Annotated in this window: 12 protein-coding genes; 5 read left to right on the top strand and 7 right to left on the bottom strand. The window is 60.2% G+C overall.

Annotated features, from left to right (window positions below; translation table 11 throughout):
* Positions 1–178: 178 nt before the first annotated feature.
* A complete protein-coding gene (locus JI59_RS17280) occupies positions 179–2,698 on the top strand; it encodes a TonB-dependent receptor (RefSeq protein ID WP_038576465.1) in 2,520 nt (839 codons plus the stop codon).
* A gap of 203 nt (positions 2,699–2,901) precedes the next feature.
* Here JI59_RS17280 and JI59_RS17275 read toward each other — a convergent pair whose 3' ends face one another.
* Positions 2,902–3,684 carry an SDR family NAD(P)-dependent oxidoreductase gene (locus JI59_RS17275; protein WP_202946076.1) on the bottom strand — a complete coding sequence of 261 codons (783 nt, stop codon included), beginning with the start codon at positions 3,682–3,684 and terminating at the stop codon, positions 2,902–2,904.
* A 290-nt stretch (positions 3,685–3,974) separates the two neighbouring features.
* Here JI59_RS17275 and JI59_RS17270 point away from each other — a divergent pair, with 290 nt between their 5' ends.
* The 3 genes from JI59_RS17270 to JI59_RS17260 are packed head-to-tail and all read left to right on the top strand — an operon-like array spanning position 3,975 to position 7,848.
* Positions 3,975–5,774: a flavin-containing monooxygenase gene (locus tag JI59_RS17270; RefSeq protein ID WP_007011373.1), complete on the top strand. Its 1,800-nt coding sequence runs from the start codon at positions 3,975–3,977 to the stop codon at positions 5,772–5,774.
* Between the two features lie 47 nt (positions 5,775–5,821).
* The gene (locus JI59_RS17265) at positions 5,822–6,718 is read left to right on the top strand and encodes an alpha/beta fold hydrolase (protein WP_007011374.1); all 897 of its coding nucleotides are present in this window, start codon (positions 5,822–5,824) and stop codon (positions 6,716–6,718) included.
* Positions 6,719–6,777: 59 nt separating this feature from the next.
* Positions 6,778–7,848, top strand: coding sequence for a zinc-binding dehydrogenase (locus JI59_RS17260; protein ID WP_007011375.1), 1,071 nt, complete (start codon positions 6,778–6,780; stop codon positions 7,846–7,848).
* 412 nt (positions 7,849–8,260) lie between these two features.
* Here the strand turns inward: JI59_RS17260 and JI59_RS27705 are convergent, their stop codons facing one another.
* The 6 genes from JI59_RS27705 to JI59_RS17230 form a co-directional block, all read right to left on the bottom strand.
* Positions 8,261–8,503, bottom strand: coding sequence for a hypothetical protein (locus JI59_RS27705; RefSeq protein WP_038576462.1), 243 nt, complete (start codon positions 8,501–8,503; stop codon positions 8,261–8,263).
* Between the two features lie 27 nt (positions 8,504–8,530).
* Complete coding sequence (locus tag JI59_RS17250; RefSeq protein ID WP_038576459.1) at positions 8,531–9,643, bottom strand: MFS transporter; 1,113 nt, start codon at positions 9,641–9,643, stop codon at positions 8,531–8,533.
* A gap of 126 nt (positions 9,644–9,769) precedes the next feature.
* A complete protein-coding gene (locus tag JI59_RS17245) occupies positions 9,770–10,687 on the bottom strand; it encodes an SDR family oxidoreductase (RefSeq protein WP_007011377.1) in 918 nt (305 codons plus the stop codon).
* Between the two features lie 39 nt (positions 10,688–10,726).
* Complete coding sequence (locus tag JI59_RS17240) at positions 10,727–11,932, bottom strand: CaiB/BaiF CoA transferase family protein (protein WP_007011378.1); 1,206 nt, start codon at positions 11,930–11,932, stop codon at positions 10,727–10,729.
* A complete protein-coding gene (locus tag JI59_RS17235; RefSeq protein ID WP_007011379.1) occupies positions 11,932–12,744 on the bottom strand; it encodes an enoyl-CoA hydratase-related protein in 813 nt (270 codons plus the stop codon). The genes JI59_RS17240 and JI59_RS17235 overlap by 1 nt, the downstream gene beginning before the upstream one ends.
* The gene (locus JI59_RS17230; protein WP_007011380.1) at positions 12,744–13,574 is read right to left on the bottom strand and encodes an enoyl-CoA hydratase; all 831 of its coding nucleotides are present in this window, start codon (positions 13,572–13,574) and stop codon (positions 12,744–12,746) included. Before JI59_RS17230 ends, JI59_RS17235 begins: the two co-directional genes overlap by 1 nt.
* A gap of 305 nt (positions 13,575–13,879) precedes the next feature.
* On the opposite strand from JI59_RS17230, the gene JI59_RS17225 reads away from it, so the two are divergent.
* Complete coding sequence (locus tag JI59_RS17225) at positions 13,880–15,007, top strand: acyl-CoA dehydrogenase family protein (RefSeq protein WP_007011381.1); 1,128 nt, start codon at positions 13,880–13,882, stop codon at positions 15,005–15,007.
* Positions 15,008–15,011: the final 4 nt, after the last annotated feature.

The following is a 15,011-nucleotide window of genomic DNA, read 5'->3' as shown; positions in this document are numbered from 1 at the left end:
ACTCGCGTCGAAACCATTGTCTTCCTGCCGGCGGCCACGCCTTCCCACGGCATTCTCCGTATTGCCGATCAAGGCCGATCGAACCATTCAGATAATTGAAATTGTAATGGCAAGATCAAAAAAGGGTTTTGATTCACAATTTTATAGAATACAACTAACTGAAATGAAGGGAGAGAATATGAACAATCTGAAGGTATCTGCGCGCACTCGCCTGCTCGGGGCATGCTCGCTCATGACCGTGGGAGGAATGCTCGGCACTCCTGCCCTGGCGCAGGATACGCAAGAATCCGCATCACGGCCCGAAGCCGCGAAGGGGATCGAGGAGATCATCGTCACGGCGCAGCGGCGCGAACAGAAGCTGCAAGATGTGCCGGTTTCAGTCGTTGCCGTCTCCGGCGCCAAGCTCGAGAGCCGTGTGCTCGTTGACACGACCGACATCGTCAAGGTTTCGCCGGACGTCAACTATTTCGCAGGTGCGACCCTCACGGGCGGCACATTCGCCATTCGCGGCCTGAGCTCCCAGCCCCCGGGAGGCGGCGGATTTCAGCAGAGCGCAGCATTCATCGCCGATGGTGTACCGCTGACCCGCCCCGGCGAGTTCGTTACGTCGCTCGGCGATATCGATCGCGTAGAAATCCTGCGCGGTCCGCAAGGGACCTTGATCGGCAAGAACGCCACATCCGGCGCGATCAGCATCTATACGAAGAACCCGACCCATATCCTCGAAGGCGAGGCCGAGGTCAACTATACGACCGACGACGAAGCCCTGGTTCGCGCCATGGTCAATCTGCCGGTGTCCGAAGGCATCGCATTGAGGGCCAATGGCTTTTACAATCATATCGATCCGCTGCTGAAGAACAACTTTCCCGGCGGAGGCGATATCCTTGGGCAGGAAGTGTACGGCGGCCGCCTGAAGGCGCTGGTCGAATTCTCCCCCGACGTCCAACTGGTGATCAGCGGCGACTACCAGAACTATTCCTCGACCTTCTTCAACTTCTACGTAGAAAAGGAAAGTTCTGCCGTTCCCGGCCAATTCGAGAGTGTAGCCGGCTACACGCCGAAGCGCGGGATCAACCCCTACAACTTCAATAACCCTGCTGACGACAAGGCGGAAACATACGGCGTTAGCGCTGAACTGTCGTGGCAGGTGTCGGATGACATCTCGATCACGTCCTTGAGCGCGATGCGCTGGTTCACCAGCCAGAGCACCGCTGGCGAGATCGACGGAACGCCGCTGGGAATCGCTCCCGGCTATGGCGGCACGCTCAACCCCAATTACGTCGGTCTGCAGCAGGTCACCGTATCCGACGCCCAGTTCACTGACGTGAAATATCTGACGCAAGAGCTGCGCATGAATGCGAAGACCGAGCGTTTCGATATCGTAGGCGGCATATTCTATCAGGCGCTGGAAGATACGGGCGGCAACCGCCAGCCGTTCCTCTTCGCTACCAATGTTGCGGTCCTGCCCGCAGTTCCCCCGGCTTTCCTGCCTTCGGTGGCCCCGCTGATCGGCGGCTCTTACGTCTATGACCGTCCGGAAGTGGACTTCGACATCCAGGACGACACCTTCGCCATCTTCGGCGACGTCTCGTTCAAGGCAACCGATACGCTCTCCGTGTTCGGCGGCTTGCGCTACACGCATGAAACGCAGGCGCTGACCTACAATCGCAACACCGCCATCGGCAACAATCTCCTCCCCGGGTTCGAAACGACGCCGATCGTGTTTGCGGACACGGTGCCAGCGGGGTCTGCCCCCTTCAACTTCGGAACGATCAACACCGATACCGGCGAAGTCACCGGCTTGATCGAAGTGCCGCAGGGCTTCCAGCAGAACCGGATCACGAACAATGTCTCGGGCCGCATCGGCATCCAGTTCGAGCCGACCCCGTCGCAAAACTATTATTTCTCATACAACACAGGGTACAAGGGAGCGGCAGCGAACGTATCGCGCGGATCGACTGCGGATATCGCATTTGTCGATCCGGAAAAGGCCAAGAGCTTCGAACTGGGCACAAAACAGCAGTTGTTCGACAACCGCGTGCAACTGGAATTGAACCTCTATCGCCTGCGGGTCAGCAACGTACAGCAGTACTTCATCCCTGCAGGAGAAGCGGCGCAGCAGGTCGTCAACGCAGGCACGCTGAAGTCCGACGGCATCGAGTTCAACATGCGAGCGCTGCCGTTCGACAACCTTACCCTGTCCGGTTCATTCGCCTACAACGACGCGCGCTACGGCAGCGATGCACCGATCATCCCCTGCAACGTCAGCGACCCGTCGATCAGGGGCTCGATCTGCACGGTCACCTTGGGCGGCAAGGCATTCGAGCCGCTTTCAGGAACGCAAGCCAAGCTCTCCTACAACTGGCGCTACCAGCTGGGTGCCACCTACACGCTGCCGCTGGAGACCATGCCGTTCCACCTGACATTCGATGTGAACTGGAACTGGTTGGATGAAGCCAACCTCGACCTGGGGCGCAATCCCGATCTTGTCGAACCTTCGCGTGGGCTGCTCGATGCCTCGATCACTGTGGCGGATGACGACGATCGTTGGCTGGTACAGATCTACGGCAAGAACCTGACCGACAAGTTCTATACGTCGAGCCGCTTCACCGCCGACAATACGATCGGTCGCATCATCAGCCGTATCCCGCGCGACTACACGACATATGGCGGTATCCGCGTCAAATACAGCTTCTGAGCCGATCAAATGCAGTAAAGGCGGCATGGTCGACCCAGCCGCCTTTGCTTGCTTCAGTAACCAAAGCAACGACAAGACTGCTCGACAGCCAAACATTGCACATTGCCGTACGACGCACAGATCGGGCGGGCTCAAGGCACCGCCCGATCATCCGGCCATCTACATTCCGTACTCCTGGCGTACTTGCGGATCCCGGCGCACCGTTAGTCCATTTCAAGACGCGACGGGCGCGCGTCTCCCGCAAGGTATCCGCCATCGACGGCAATGCACTGCCCATTGATATATTCGGCTTCATCCGATGCCAGAAAGGCGATGAGCGCCGCCGTGTCGGCGGGCTTGCCGTCGCGATGGAATGGCAGAAACGGCATCAGGGCCTTGCTGTCCGGCACATGCACGAGCGTTGCCGGCGTGCCGATAAACCCTGGCAGGATGGCATTGCTGCGCACGTTCTTGCGACCGTATTGCGTTGCCACTGCAGTCGTCAGGCGCAGCACCGCCGCTTTCGTGACGCCATAGCACATTGCGCCCGAACCGCCGCGAACGCCTGCGACGGATGCCATGTTGACAATCGATCCCCCACCCTGCGCGATCATATGGGGCACCGCTGCCTTGCAGGCGACGAAGATGCTGCGCACGTTGATGTGCCAGGCCTTGTCGAAAGTTTCAGGTGTCGTGTTCAGGAGATCGCGATCTAGGCCGCCAATGTTATCCGATGTCCATGCTGCATTGTTGTTCAGGACATCGATCCGCCCGCATTCTTCGACGACCTGCTCGACCAGTGCCTGCGTAGATTCGATATCTTCGGCGTCAAAGCCGAGAGCGAACGCCTTTCCCCCGATCCGCCGGGCGACCGCCTCCGCACCTTCCAGATTCCGGTCGGCGACGACCACCTGAGCCCCGTCCTCTGCCAGCCGGATCGCCGCGCCCTCGCCAATGCCGGACGCTCCGCCGGTTACGATCGCAACTTTGCCGTCAAGCCTTCCCATCATCCATCTCCTGTCATTCAGTGCTTGGTGCACGATATGTGAGCAAGGGGCAGAACTCGCTCCGTCGCTGCCCTCCCTCATTGGCCAAGGGTTATATTCAGCACGCTTGAGGTAGAAAAGCGATATCTCTTTTAGCCAAAAAAAGCTTGCTGCATCTCAGAGAGCTCGTTTTGCCTTGACCGCCAAGGCGTCAAAGCTATTAAATTAGCTCTAAAGGTTCGAGCCCCGCGCCATGATATGGCGCGGACGGGACAGAACAGAAATTCAAATCTGGAGCGGATAAGAACGTCATGGCGACCGACACAAGCACTCTGGGCTTCGACCCGGAAGAACTCCGCGCGAAATATCGTGCCGAACGGGACAAGCGCTTGCGGGAAGAAGGCAACGCGCAGTACGTCCCCATCAAGGGGGAATACGCGTCCTTCGCGGACGATCCCTATGTCGATCCGGGCTTCACACGCGAACCGGTGACCGACGAAACAGACGTCGTCATCATCGGCGGCGGCTTCGGAGGCATGCTGGCCGGTGCGCGGCTGCGTCAGGCCGGCGTGAAGGACATCCGCATTATCGAAAAAGCGGGCGACGTCGGGGGGACATGGTACTGGAACCGCTATCCGGGCATCGCCTGCGACATCGAGAGCTACACTTATTTGCCGCTGCTGGAAGAAACCGGCTACATTCCCGAAGGCAATTACGCGACCGGCCCCGAGATCCTGGAGCATCACCGCCGCATCGCGCGCCAGTTCGATCTTTATGACGGCGCGCTTTTCCAGACTGTCGTGAAATCGATGGAATGGGACGAAGCCTCGAACCGCTGGATCATCCGCACCGACCGGGACGACGCGATCCGCGCGCGGTTCCTGGTGCTGGGCAGCGGCCCGATGAGCATGCTCAAGTTGCCGGGCATTCCCGGCATCGATAAATTCAAGGGCAAGATGTTCCACACCGCCCGCTGGGACTATGACTATACCGGCGGCGACTCGACCGGCGGCCTGACCAAGCTGGGCGACAAGCGCGTGGGCATTATCGGAACCGGCGCCACGGCGGTTCAGGTCGTGCCCCATGTCGGCGCCGCCGCCGAACATCTCTACGTCTTCCAGCGCACGCCCTCCTCGGTCGGCCCGCGCAATGAACGGCACACCGATCCCGAATGGGTCAAGTCGCTCGAGCCGGGCTGGCACCAGCGCCGCATGGACAATTTCAACGCGTTGACGACCGGCGTTCCGGTCAAGGAAGACCTGGTCAACGACAACTGGACCGACATTTTCCGCGCGGTTTTCGGCGCTGCCGTTGACGAGAACGGCAATCCTCGCTCGCCGGAGGAAATGGCGCGCATCGTCGAATTGCAGGACATGAAGAAGATGGAGGAGATCCGGCAGCGGGTATCCGATATCGTCAAGGACCCCGCGACGGCGGAAGCTCTGAAACCCTACTACGACTTCTTCTGCAAGCGGCCCTGCATCCATGACGAATATCTGCCGACCTTCAACCGGTCCAACGTCACGTTGGTGGATACGAACGGCATGGGCGTCGATGCACTCACCGAGGATTCGGTCGTGGTGGGCGACAAGTCCTATCGGATCGATTGCCTGATATTCGCCACAGGGTTCGAGGTTCTGGCCAAGCTGACCGATCGCAATGGCTATGACATCACCGGTCGCGGCGGCGTGAAGTTGAGCGAGTATTTCGTGAACGGCATGCGCTCTCTTCATGGCATGCTCGTTCACAACTTCCCCAACATGTTCAACATGGGGCTGCTGCAGTCAGCTTTCTCGAACAACTATCCGCACATGCTGAACGAGCAGGCCAAGCATATCGCCTACATCGCCTCGCAAGTCATGGAGCGCCAGAAGACGCGCGTGGAGGTAACAAAGGAAGCTGAGGAAGCCTGGGTCGACGAGATCAAGTCGAAGGCCGGCATGCGCGACAAGTTCCTCGCCGAATGCACTCCGGGCTATTACAACAACGAAGGCAAGGCCAACCCGCTTGCGCATCAGAACAGCACGTACGGCGCTGGCCCTGTGCCGTTCATCAAGATCATCGAAGCATGGCGCGAGGACGGGGACATGAAAGGCCTGGCGGTCTCCTGATCGCTGCTTTCCCGCGCCGAACGACAAGAATTCATGGGAGTCAGAGAATGCCCAAGGTAGCCGCGAACGGCATTGAAATTGCTTACGAAAGCTTTGGCGACGAAGGCGCGCCCGTCGTCCTCCTGATCATGGGCATGGGCGTGCAAATGCTCTACTGGCCTGACGAGTTGTGCGAAGGCCTTGCCCAACGGGGCCTTCGGGCCATCCGCTACGACAATCGCGACGTTGGCCAATCGACCAGTTTCGACGACGCGGGAACCGTGACGTTTGCCGAAATCGGCCAGGCGGTGATGCAGGGCAAGAAACCGAAGGCGTTCTACACCCTAGAAGACATGGCCGCCGATGCCATCGGCCTGCTGGATGCGCTCAATATCGATCGCGCCCATATCGTAGGCGATTCGATGGGGGGCATTATCGCTCAACTCATCGCCATCAACTATCCCGAGCGGACCTTGTCGCTCACCTCGATGATGTCGACATCCGGCAATCCGGAACTTCCGCGCTCAAAGCCAGAAGCCGGGGCCGCTCTTGCCTCGGTAGCGCCCGATCCCGCGGTCGACATGGAAGCCTATCTCCAGCACTATGTGAACAATCACAAGGCCATCGGCGGTCGTCACCAGATGGACGAGGAAAAAGTTCGCGAACGGATGCGCCGGGCAGCCGAACGGGGCTACAATCCCAATGGGGTGATGCGGCACATGGCAGCAGCCACCGTGGGCACCACCGACAAGCGCGAACAGTTGCGAAAGCTCGATGTACCGGCGCTGGTCATTCACGGCGGCGACGACCCACTGATCCCGGTGATTGCTGCACATGACACGGCTGAGAACATTCCAGGCGCCGAGTTGGTCATTCTCGATGGCGTAGGGCACGACTTTCCCGACGTTTCAATCGAGCCCATCATCGATGCGATTGTATCCGTGACCGAGCGAGCCAAAGGCTAGCTGCAGCCAATCAGCATACGCAAGCCGTTCACGCTCCCAGTTCAGGAAGGAATTTACCCGTGAAAGCAGTCGTTCGAGAGAACCATCAACTCCATCTGCGCGAACGGCCCGATCCCGTTCCCGGAGAGGGGCAGGTCATCACGCGGACCTTGAGTTGCGGCATATGCGGATCAGACCTGCACGCACTTCATTCACTCGAAGAAATGACAGTCGCAGGAAAGCCCGGTGCGCAGGTTCCCCCGGAAATCCCGAACATCATCTTCGGGCACGAATTCTGCGGAGAAATTCTCGATCACGGGCCAAACACTGAGAAGCGCCTCAAGGCCGGAACGAAGGTCGTCGCAATCGGCTTCGTCAACACGCCGATGGGCCTTCAATCCGCTGGCTTCTCACCCATCGTGCCGGGCGGCTTTGCCGAACAGATGATTTTGACCGAAAGGCTCCTGCTGCCGGTGACCAACGGGCTCTCGGATGCACAGGCCGCGATGACCGAACCGTTCGCCGTGGGTGAACATGCCGTTGCCCGTTCGGCTGCCGGACCGGACACGATCAATCTCGTGGTTGGGTGCGGACCGGTCGGGCTGGCGGTCATTGCCGCGCTCAAGGCGCGCGGTTGGGGGCCGATCATCGCATCTGACTATTCCCCTGCCCGCCGCGCAATCGCTGAAAAGATGGGTGCGGACATCGTGGTAAACCCGGCCGAGGAATCGCCTCACAGCCACTGGGGGCCGCTCGGTGCCTCAGGCCTTACGCCTAGAACCATCGACACTCTGTTCAGCAGTCCCGGCAAGCGCGCCATCGCCTTCGAGTGCGTAGGCGTGCCCGGCGTGATCCAGAGCATGATCGCATCGGTACCGCTGGGCACCCAGATCGTCGTCGCGGGCGTCTGCGCGCAGACCGACACGTTCGAACCATTGAACTGCATCGGCAAGGAAATCGAACTCAAGTTCGTTTTCGCCTACGACGAGACCGAGTTCGCCAATACGCTGCACAACATCGCCGAGGGCCACATCGACGTCTTGCCCGTCATCACCGGCGAAGTCGGCCTGGACGGCGTCGCCAAGGCGTTCGACGACCTCTCGAATCCAGAAATGCATTGCAAGATCGTGGTGAACCCCACGTTGAACTAACGAGAACACAGAGCCATCTTCCCGCGGGCACCGAATATGGTGCGCGCGGGTTCATGCTTGGCGTCAGAAAAGCGTTTGAGAGGCGAGCTGGGACGGGGCAATGGAGAGCCCCAGCCCCCATTCATCGTGCCCATTGCTAAACGTGCGCCGGTACGTGGATGACGGCGACTGCCTCATCCCATGCCGGCTCGCTGCTGCACCGGGCGTATCTTCTCCGCTATCGCCCGGGGCGACAATCGAGGCCTCCCACAGTCACGCCCCCGGCAACGCCCGGTAAGCACTTCGAAGCGTTGCCACCGCCTCACGTCGGCCTCGTCAATTGGCATCGCCATAGCGTCCGGCCGTCGTAAGGGTGCGGAAACTCACGGCTGCGTGTAAAACGCGCGAAGTGGACCGGTAACACCGCTCCGCCTCAATGCGCGGCAAGTGCCAAGGCACTTGCATCGGGAAGCTCACCCTCCTCCATCTTGCCGGTCAGGATCGCGCGCACGGGCTTGAGCGCGAACCACAAGGTGAAGGCGCTCAGTGGCAGCAAGACTGCCGCGCAGATCATGAGAGAATAGCCGACCATCTGAGGCCCGCCCATTGCCTCGGTCACGACCGCGACGAGAACGGGAGCAAGGCCGAGCGTAAGGATACCATTGAGCACGAGCACAATCGATGCAGCCTTCGCCCTGAGATTTTAAGGCATGACGATCTGCAGGATGACAAAAGGCAGGCTGAGATAGACACACATGAAAGCCTTGCTCAGACAGAACAGAATCAGCGACAGGGTAACCGAGGAAACCGCATAGGTGGCAATGGCCAGCGGTGCGGCGACAAGTACGCTGAGCGCCATGTAGCGCAAATGGATATCGAGCTTGCCCTTGGCGTAAAGGCGATCGACGATCCGCGCGTGAATCGGCAATGCGACGACCGTTCCCAGAGTCAGGGCCACACCCATCGCGGCACCGACCTCACCAACCGACAGGCCATGGACGCGTTGATAGAACGCCGGACTCCATGTCACCATCGCAACGGCAATGCCGGCTGTAAAAAGCAGACCCAGATGATGCGGGAGAAGGAACCGCCAGTACCTTTTCGCCAAGCGGAAATAGTCGAAATAATTGGTGGATTCGGTCCTGGTCGTCTTCGTCCTGCGCGGATCGGGCACCAGGAAGATCAGGAACGCCATCAGGAGGCCCGGCACGCCGACCATCAGGAAAATGAGCTGCCAGCCGCGCAGGTCCAAAAGACCGAACACCTCGTGAATGCCTCTCGGATCGATCAGTGTGCCAGCGAGTCCGCCTATGGCGAATGCGGCCCCCGCACCGATCGAACTGCTCAGCGAGAACACCGAAAATGCGAAACCCAGTTTTTCCGGCGGGAAGAACTCCGGTAGCAGCGACTGCGCGCCCGGTCCCATCACCGCCTCGCCGCTTCCAACCATCGCGCGCGATGCGAAGAAGGTGGAGAAACTCTGCGCCACGCCGCATCCGATGGTTCCGATACTCCACACCGTCACGCCGATCCAGATAACCAGTGGACGACTGAACCGGTCGAGCGCCCAGCCGATCGGCAGTGCTCCCAGAAAGAAGAACAGTCCGAAGGCGAAGCCCAGCAAGGCACCCATTTGGGTTTCGGTCAGGTCGAGGTCGGCCATGACCGGATCCACCATCAAGGTCAGAAGACTGCGATCGAGAACCGAAAGGACTGTCAGGAGCGAGAGGATCCCGACCGTCATCCAGCCAACGCGAAGGTTGACTGGCGTGGACTTGAGACCACCGGCATCAGTGTCTTTTTCCGCGACTTCCATGAAGATCCTCTCTTATAATCCTGTTTTATCGTACTTTTTATCAGCCTTCTCATTGGGCTCGATTATGCTGGCGCCTGTCAGGAATGAGGGAAGCGCCGGATCCATCAATTCAGCCCGGAACAAACCTCAATAGGCGTCCAGCGCACCGGGCTCGCGGCCGATCAAGGAAACTCCCTTGGGAACCGGCGGTGCGTCGTCCCATATGAAGGCGTCAATCTGCGAGGGTACCGAAGGATCGATCTGGTAAGGCGAGAAATCGGAGACGCCGCTGCGCGCAAGTACATCGTCGTCGAGCAGAAACTGCCCCGTAAGCTCACGCGACGGAGCAGTCAGCACCACATGGGCAGCGTCCGCCATGATCTCGGGCCTGCGGGCGTGGCGCAGGCGCTTTTCGCCTTCGTCCGCGCCCTTAAGGCCGCTTCCGAACTCGACTGCTGCTGTTCCGATGATCGTGCGTGGCCAAAGGGCATTCGCAGCGACGCCCTGTTCGCGAAATTCCCCGGCGAGGCCCATGATCGCAAGGCCCATGCCCAGCTTGGCGAGCGAGTAACCAAGATGTTCGCTGTACCACGCGGGATTCATCTCAGGCTTGGGCGCGATGGCCAATATGTGAGGATTGCTGCTCTTGAGCAGATAAGGCAGGCAGAACTTGGATGTCATGAAGGTCGCTCGCACATTGACCTGATGCATGAGGTCGAACGCCTTCATCGATATGTCGAGCGTTCCCTCCACATTAAGCGCGGAGGCATTGTTCACGCAGATGTCGATCCCGCCGAAGTGATCCGCTGTCTGTTCCACAGCCCGCTGCACGGCAGCCTCGTCGCGCACGTCGACGACAAGCGGCAGCGCATGCCCCCCTGCCTTCTCGATCGCCTCAGCGGCTGTATGGATGGTTCCGGGAAGCCTGGGATGGGGGGCCGCGGTCTTGGCCGCGACAGCTATGTTCGCGCCGTCTCGAGCGGCACGCATCGCGATAGCCAGCCCGATACCGCGGCTCGCACCTGTGATGAATAGCGTCTTTCCTGCCAGACTACCTGCTGTCACGCCTTCTGACCTCTTCCCTATGTGCGCCGTCAAAAAAGCTCAGGCACCGGAACTGACCGCTTCACTGACCAGACCTTCGGCAATCAAACGATCGATCTCTTCATCGCCCAGCCCTGCCTCACGCAAGATTTCGCGGCTGTGCTCACCGGCCCTCGGGGGCGGTGTACGAATCGAACCCGGCGTCTCACTCAGCCCGACCGCTGGCCCCACCAGCGCGGCGGGAGCCGCCATGTCGTGCATCTGGATAGGCACCAGCATGTTCGATGCGGCGACCTGCGGATGATCGAGCGCCTGACGCGGAGACAGGACTGGGCCAGCGGGAATGCTCAGTTCGGCCAGCGTTGCCAGCGCATCCTGCGTCGTTCGCCCCGCACACCAGCGCGCCATGCGTTCCGAGAGGATTGCCCCATTTTCGCCCCGCAGTTGATCGGTCGCGAAGCGCGGATCCTCCAGCCATTCGGGCTCCTCCATAAGCTGCGTCCAGCGCTTGAAGATACCCGGCCCGACAATCTGCGTGACGATCCATCCATCGCTCGTCCTGAAAGTGTCGGTGGGCCCATTGAGATGGCCGCGATTGCCGATTGGCCCACGGCCCACACCGGTCGCGTTCTCCTCGACGAGATAGGAGCCGGAAAAGGCCAGCGCGGTGGCAAGCAGGCTGCCCGTCACCTGCTGACCCATGCCGCTGCGTTCACGCTCGAACAAGGCCACCATGACACCGAAGGCCGCGAACACCGCCGTACCGTTATCGACCCAGGTGATGGGTGAACGGAAGGGGATCTCTCCCGTGCCCGTCAGATAGCTGGAGCCACACAATGCCTGGCCAACGCTGTCGAAACCGGGACGGTCGGCCCATGGCCCTTGAGGACCGAAAGACGACAGATTGCACAGGATGATGTCGGGCTTGATTGCACTCAGGCTCTTGTAATCAAGACCCATTTTCGGAAGCACGCTGTCGGGCACATTGGCGATGACGACATCTGCGCTCGCGACCAGCCTTGCCAGCACCGAGCGGCCTTCTTCTCCACGCGGATCGAGTGCCAGGGAGCGCTTGTTCCGATTTCCTTGCAGGAACACGGCGCCTTCCCCGCTCTCCGTAATCGGGGTGATGGCCCGGTCATCGCCGCCGCCGGGCCGTTCGATGCGGATGACGTCCGCGCCGAAATCCGCCAGCATCATTGCACAATATGGCCCGGCCACGTAACGACCGAAGTCCAGAACGCGAATGCCTTGGAGCGCGGCCATCAATAACCCCTGAAACGAGGAGCGCGCTTTTCCATGAAAGCTCGTCCTGCCTCTTTTCCGTCATGCGAGAGGCTGGCTCGCGCATTCGCAGGCCCCTCGATAGCGATCGTCTCTTCAAGCGTGCCCGTTTCGGCAGCGTTGAGATTGCGCTTTATCCCCGCATAGGCGAGCGAAGGTCCGTTGGCGAAGCGTGACGCGAGGATAGCGGTTTCCTCTTCGAGCCGATCGTCGGGTACCACCTTGTTGACCAGGCCGATCGCAAGCGCGCGCTCAGCCGGAACCTTCTCGTCCAGCAAATAGAGCTCGCGGGTCATGGCCGGTCCGACCAGCTTCGTCAGCAAATAGGAACCGCCGGGATCCCCGCACCGTCCGGCGCTCGCAAATGCGGTCTTGAACAGGGCCGTTTCCGAAGCAATGCGCAGATCGCACGCCGCTGCCAGCACAAGCCCGCTGCCCGCCGCCGCCCCGCGGATGGACGCGATGGTAGGCTTCGACATCCGATGCAACAGGATGGCGATTTGCGCATCCTGATCGAGACGCGCCGCAACCTGCTCCGGTTCAAGATAGATGGGATCGTCGCCCCAACGCTTCTTGATCTCGTCAGGCTCCTCGCCCCCGCCTGACAGGTCGAAGCCCGCGCAAAATCCGCGTCCAGCCCCAGTGAGCACTACTGCCTTCACACCGGGATCGCGCGCGCAATCGATCAAGGCCTCGTGCAGTTTCCGGTTCAGACCGGGCGTCAAGGTGTTGAGCCGGTCTGGCCGGTCGAGCGTAAGCGTGCGGACGCCGGCGGCATCCTCTATCCGCAGCATCAGCTCTTGTCCTTGCCCGCAGCCTTGATCCCGAGATGATCTGTCAGGATCATCTGCCCGCCCTGCGCATAGGCCGAGGCATGGCCAAGCTGATGAATGTCGAATACCGACTGGAGCGCGGCATACTGCCCCATGATATCCATCGTCTGGTTCACTGCACGCTTCGCCATGGCCAGTGCATGGGGATGCATTTTTGCGATCTGCGCCGCCATCTCGCGCGCCTCGGTTTCAAGATCGGCAAGCGGTACGACCTTGTTGACCATGCCGCGCTTCTCCGCTTCCTCCGCCCCGATGGGCTTGGCCGTGAAGAGCATTTCCTTGGCCTTGCGCGGACCGAGTTCCCAGGTGTGACCATGATATTCCACGCCGCCGATGCCCATCAGGACAACGGGATCGGAAAAACGCGCATTATCGGCCGCGATGATGATGTCGCACGGCCACGCGAGCAGCAGACCACCCGCGATACAGGCTCCCTGAACCGCCGCGATCGACGGCTTGGGGATATCGCGCCAACGGCGGCTAAAGCCGAAATAATGCTTGGCTTCCCATTTGTAGAGTTCAAGCAGCCCGGTATTGGGAATTTCCGACCGCATCTTCTTGAGATCGGGATTTGCCGCAATCGACTCGGGCGTAACATCGTGACCGGCGGAAAAATGCTTGCCTTCTGCGCGCAGGAGGATGACGCGCACATCGTCATCGGCAGCCGCGTCTTCCCACGCCTGGTTCAATTCCTCCAGCAGCGGCTGGTGCTGCGCATTGGCGACACCGGGACGATTGAGTGTGATGGTCGCAATGCCATCAGCAACATCGTAAAGGATAAACTCGAACACTGGTCCTCTCCTGTCTTGACGCCCGCCAAGGCCTCCCGGTTATTCGCCATGCAAGGCATGCCACCACAGCGGGCGCAGAACAAAGCTATCTTTTCACTTCCGCATATGCGGCAAGACAGCCCATCGGGTGCATTGACCTAACCCTATCGCCGACGATAGATCGATATGCAATGCCATGAAGCATCTTGCGGTGTTTTCTTATACCGCAATTTGTTTTAACTGGAGCGACGACAACTGACAACAGCCAGCTAGATCGTCTTCGAGATTAATAGAGTTCTCGGATTACGATGAGGAGAGGGAAAGGCATGGATATCGATCTGAGCGAAGATCAGGTCATGCTGCAAGACAGCACGAGGCGGTTCGTCGAAGACCGGGCCTCCATCGCCATGCTGCGCAAGCTTGTGGAAGAAAAGCGGGACATGCCGCTTGATGCCTGGAGGATGGCGGCGGAACAGGGCTGGACTGCGCTTCTGATACCCGAGGAATTCGGCGGATTTTCGGAATCCGCGCAAGGCCTGGTCGATGCAGCGATCGTCGCCGAGGAACTGGGGCGGGTCATCTATCCGGGACCGTTCCTTTCAAGTGCCGTGGCCGCATACGCGATAAACGATGCAGGATCGTCCGGACAGAAGGCACATTGGCTGCCAAAACTCGCCAGTGGCGAGGCGGTCGTCGCATGGGCGATGGCCCGCCGCGGCGGAGGCGGCCGCATTGCCGGCGGCGGCGTTCGTGCCGCGCGCGAGGGGGAAAACCTGCGCCTTGGCGGTCACGCCGCTTATGTGCTCGACGCCCAGATTGCCGATGCGATCCTGGTCAGTGTCGCCGGCGACGACGGCGCAACGCAGGTGCTCCTGACGGCAGACACGCCTGGCATCACGATCACCCCGCTTGATACGCTCGATGTAGGTCGCCGCATTGCACATATCGACTTTGCAGACGTTGTCGTGAGCACGGAAGCGCTGCTCGGTGAAATCGGTGCTGCCGGGGAAGCTGTCGAGCGACAATTCCAGGTCGCGCTCGTCCTGCAATGCGCGGAGACTATCGGCGTGGTCGAACGGGCGCTTGAAATCTGCCTTGAATATACGAACGAACGATTGGTTTTCGGACGTCCGGTCGCATCCTATCAGGCGATCAAGCACCGCCTTGCCGACCACGCCACCCAGCTCATGGGTATGAAGGCCGCGGTGGCGCATGCGGCGAAGGCGGTGAAAGACCAGGCTTCCGATGCCGCGATCGCCGCCAGCATCGCCAAGAGCCAATGCGGCAAATGGGGCACGGAAATCGTTCGCGACTGCATGCATATGCATGGCGGGATCGGGATGACGTGGGAACACGATATTCATTTCTATGGCCGCCGCGCCGTTTCCAACGAAGCTCTTCTGGGCACGCCAGCAGCCCATCACGAGCGGCTGTGCCGCCTGGCCGGATTGTAAGGGA

The sequence above is a fragment of the Novosphingobium pentaromativorans US6-1 genome (assembly GCF_000767465.1).
Taxonomy (GTDB): domain Bacteria; phylum Pseudomonadota; class Alphaproteobacteria; order Sphingomonadales; family Sphingomonadaceae; genus Novosphingobium; species Novosphingobium pentaromativorans.
The sequence above is the reverse complement of the archived record's forward strand: the minus strand, read 5'-3'. Positions and strand labels throughout refer to the sequence as shown.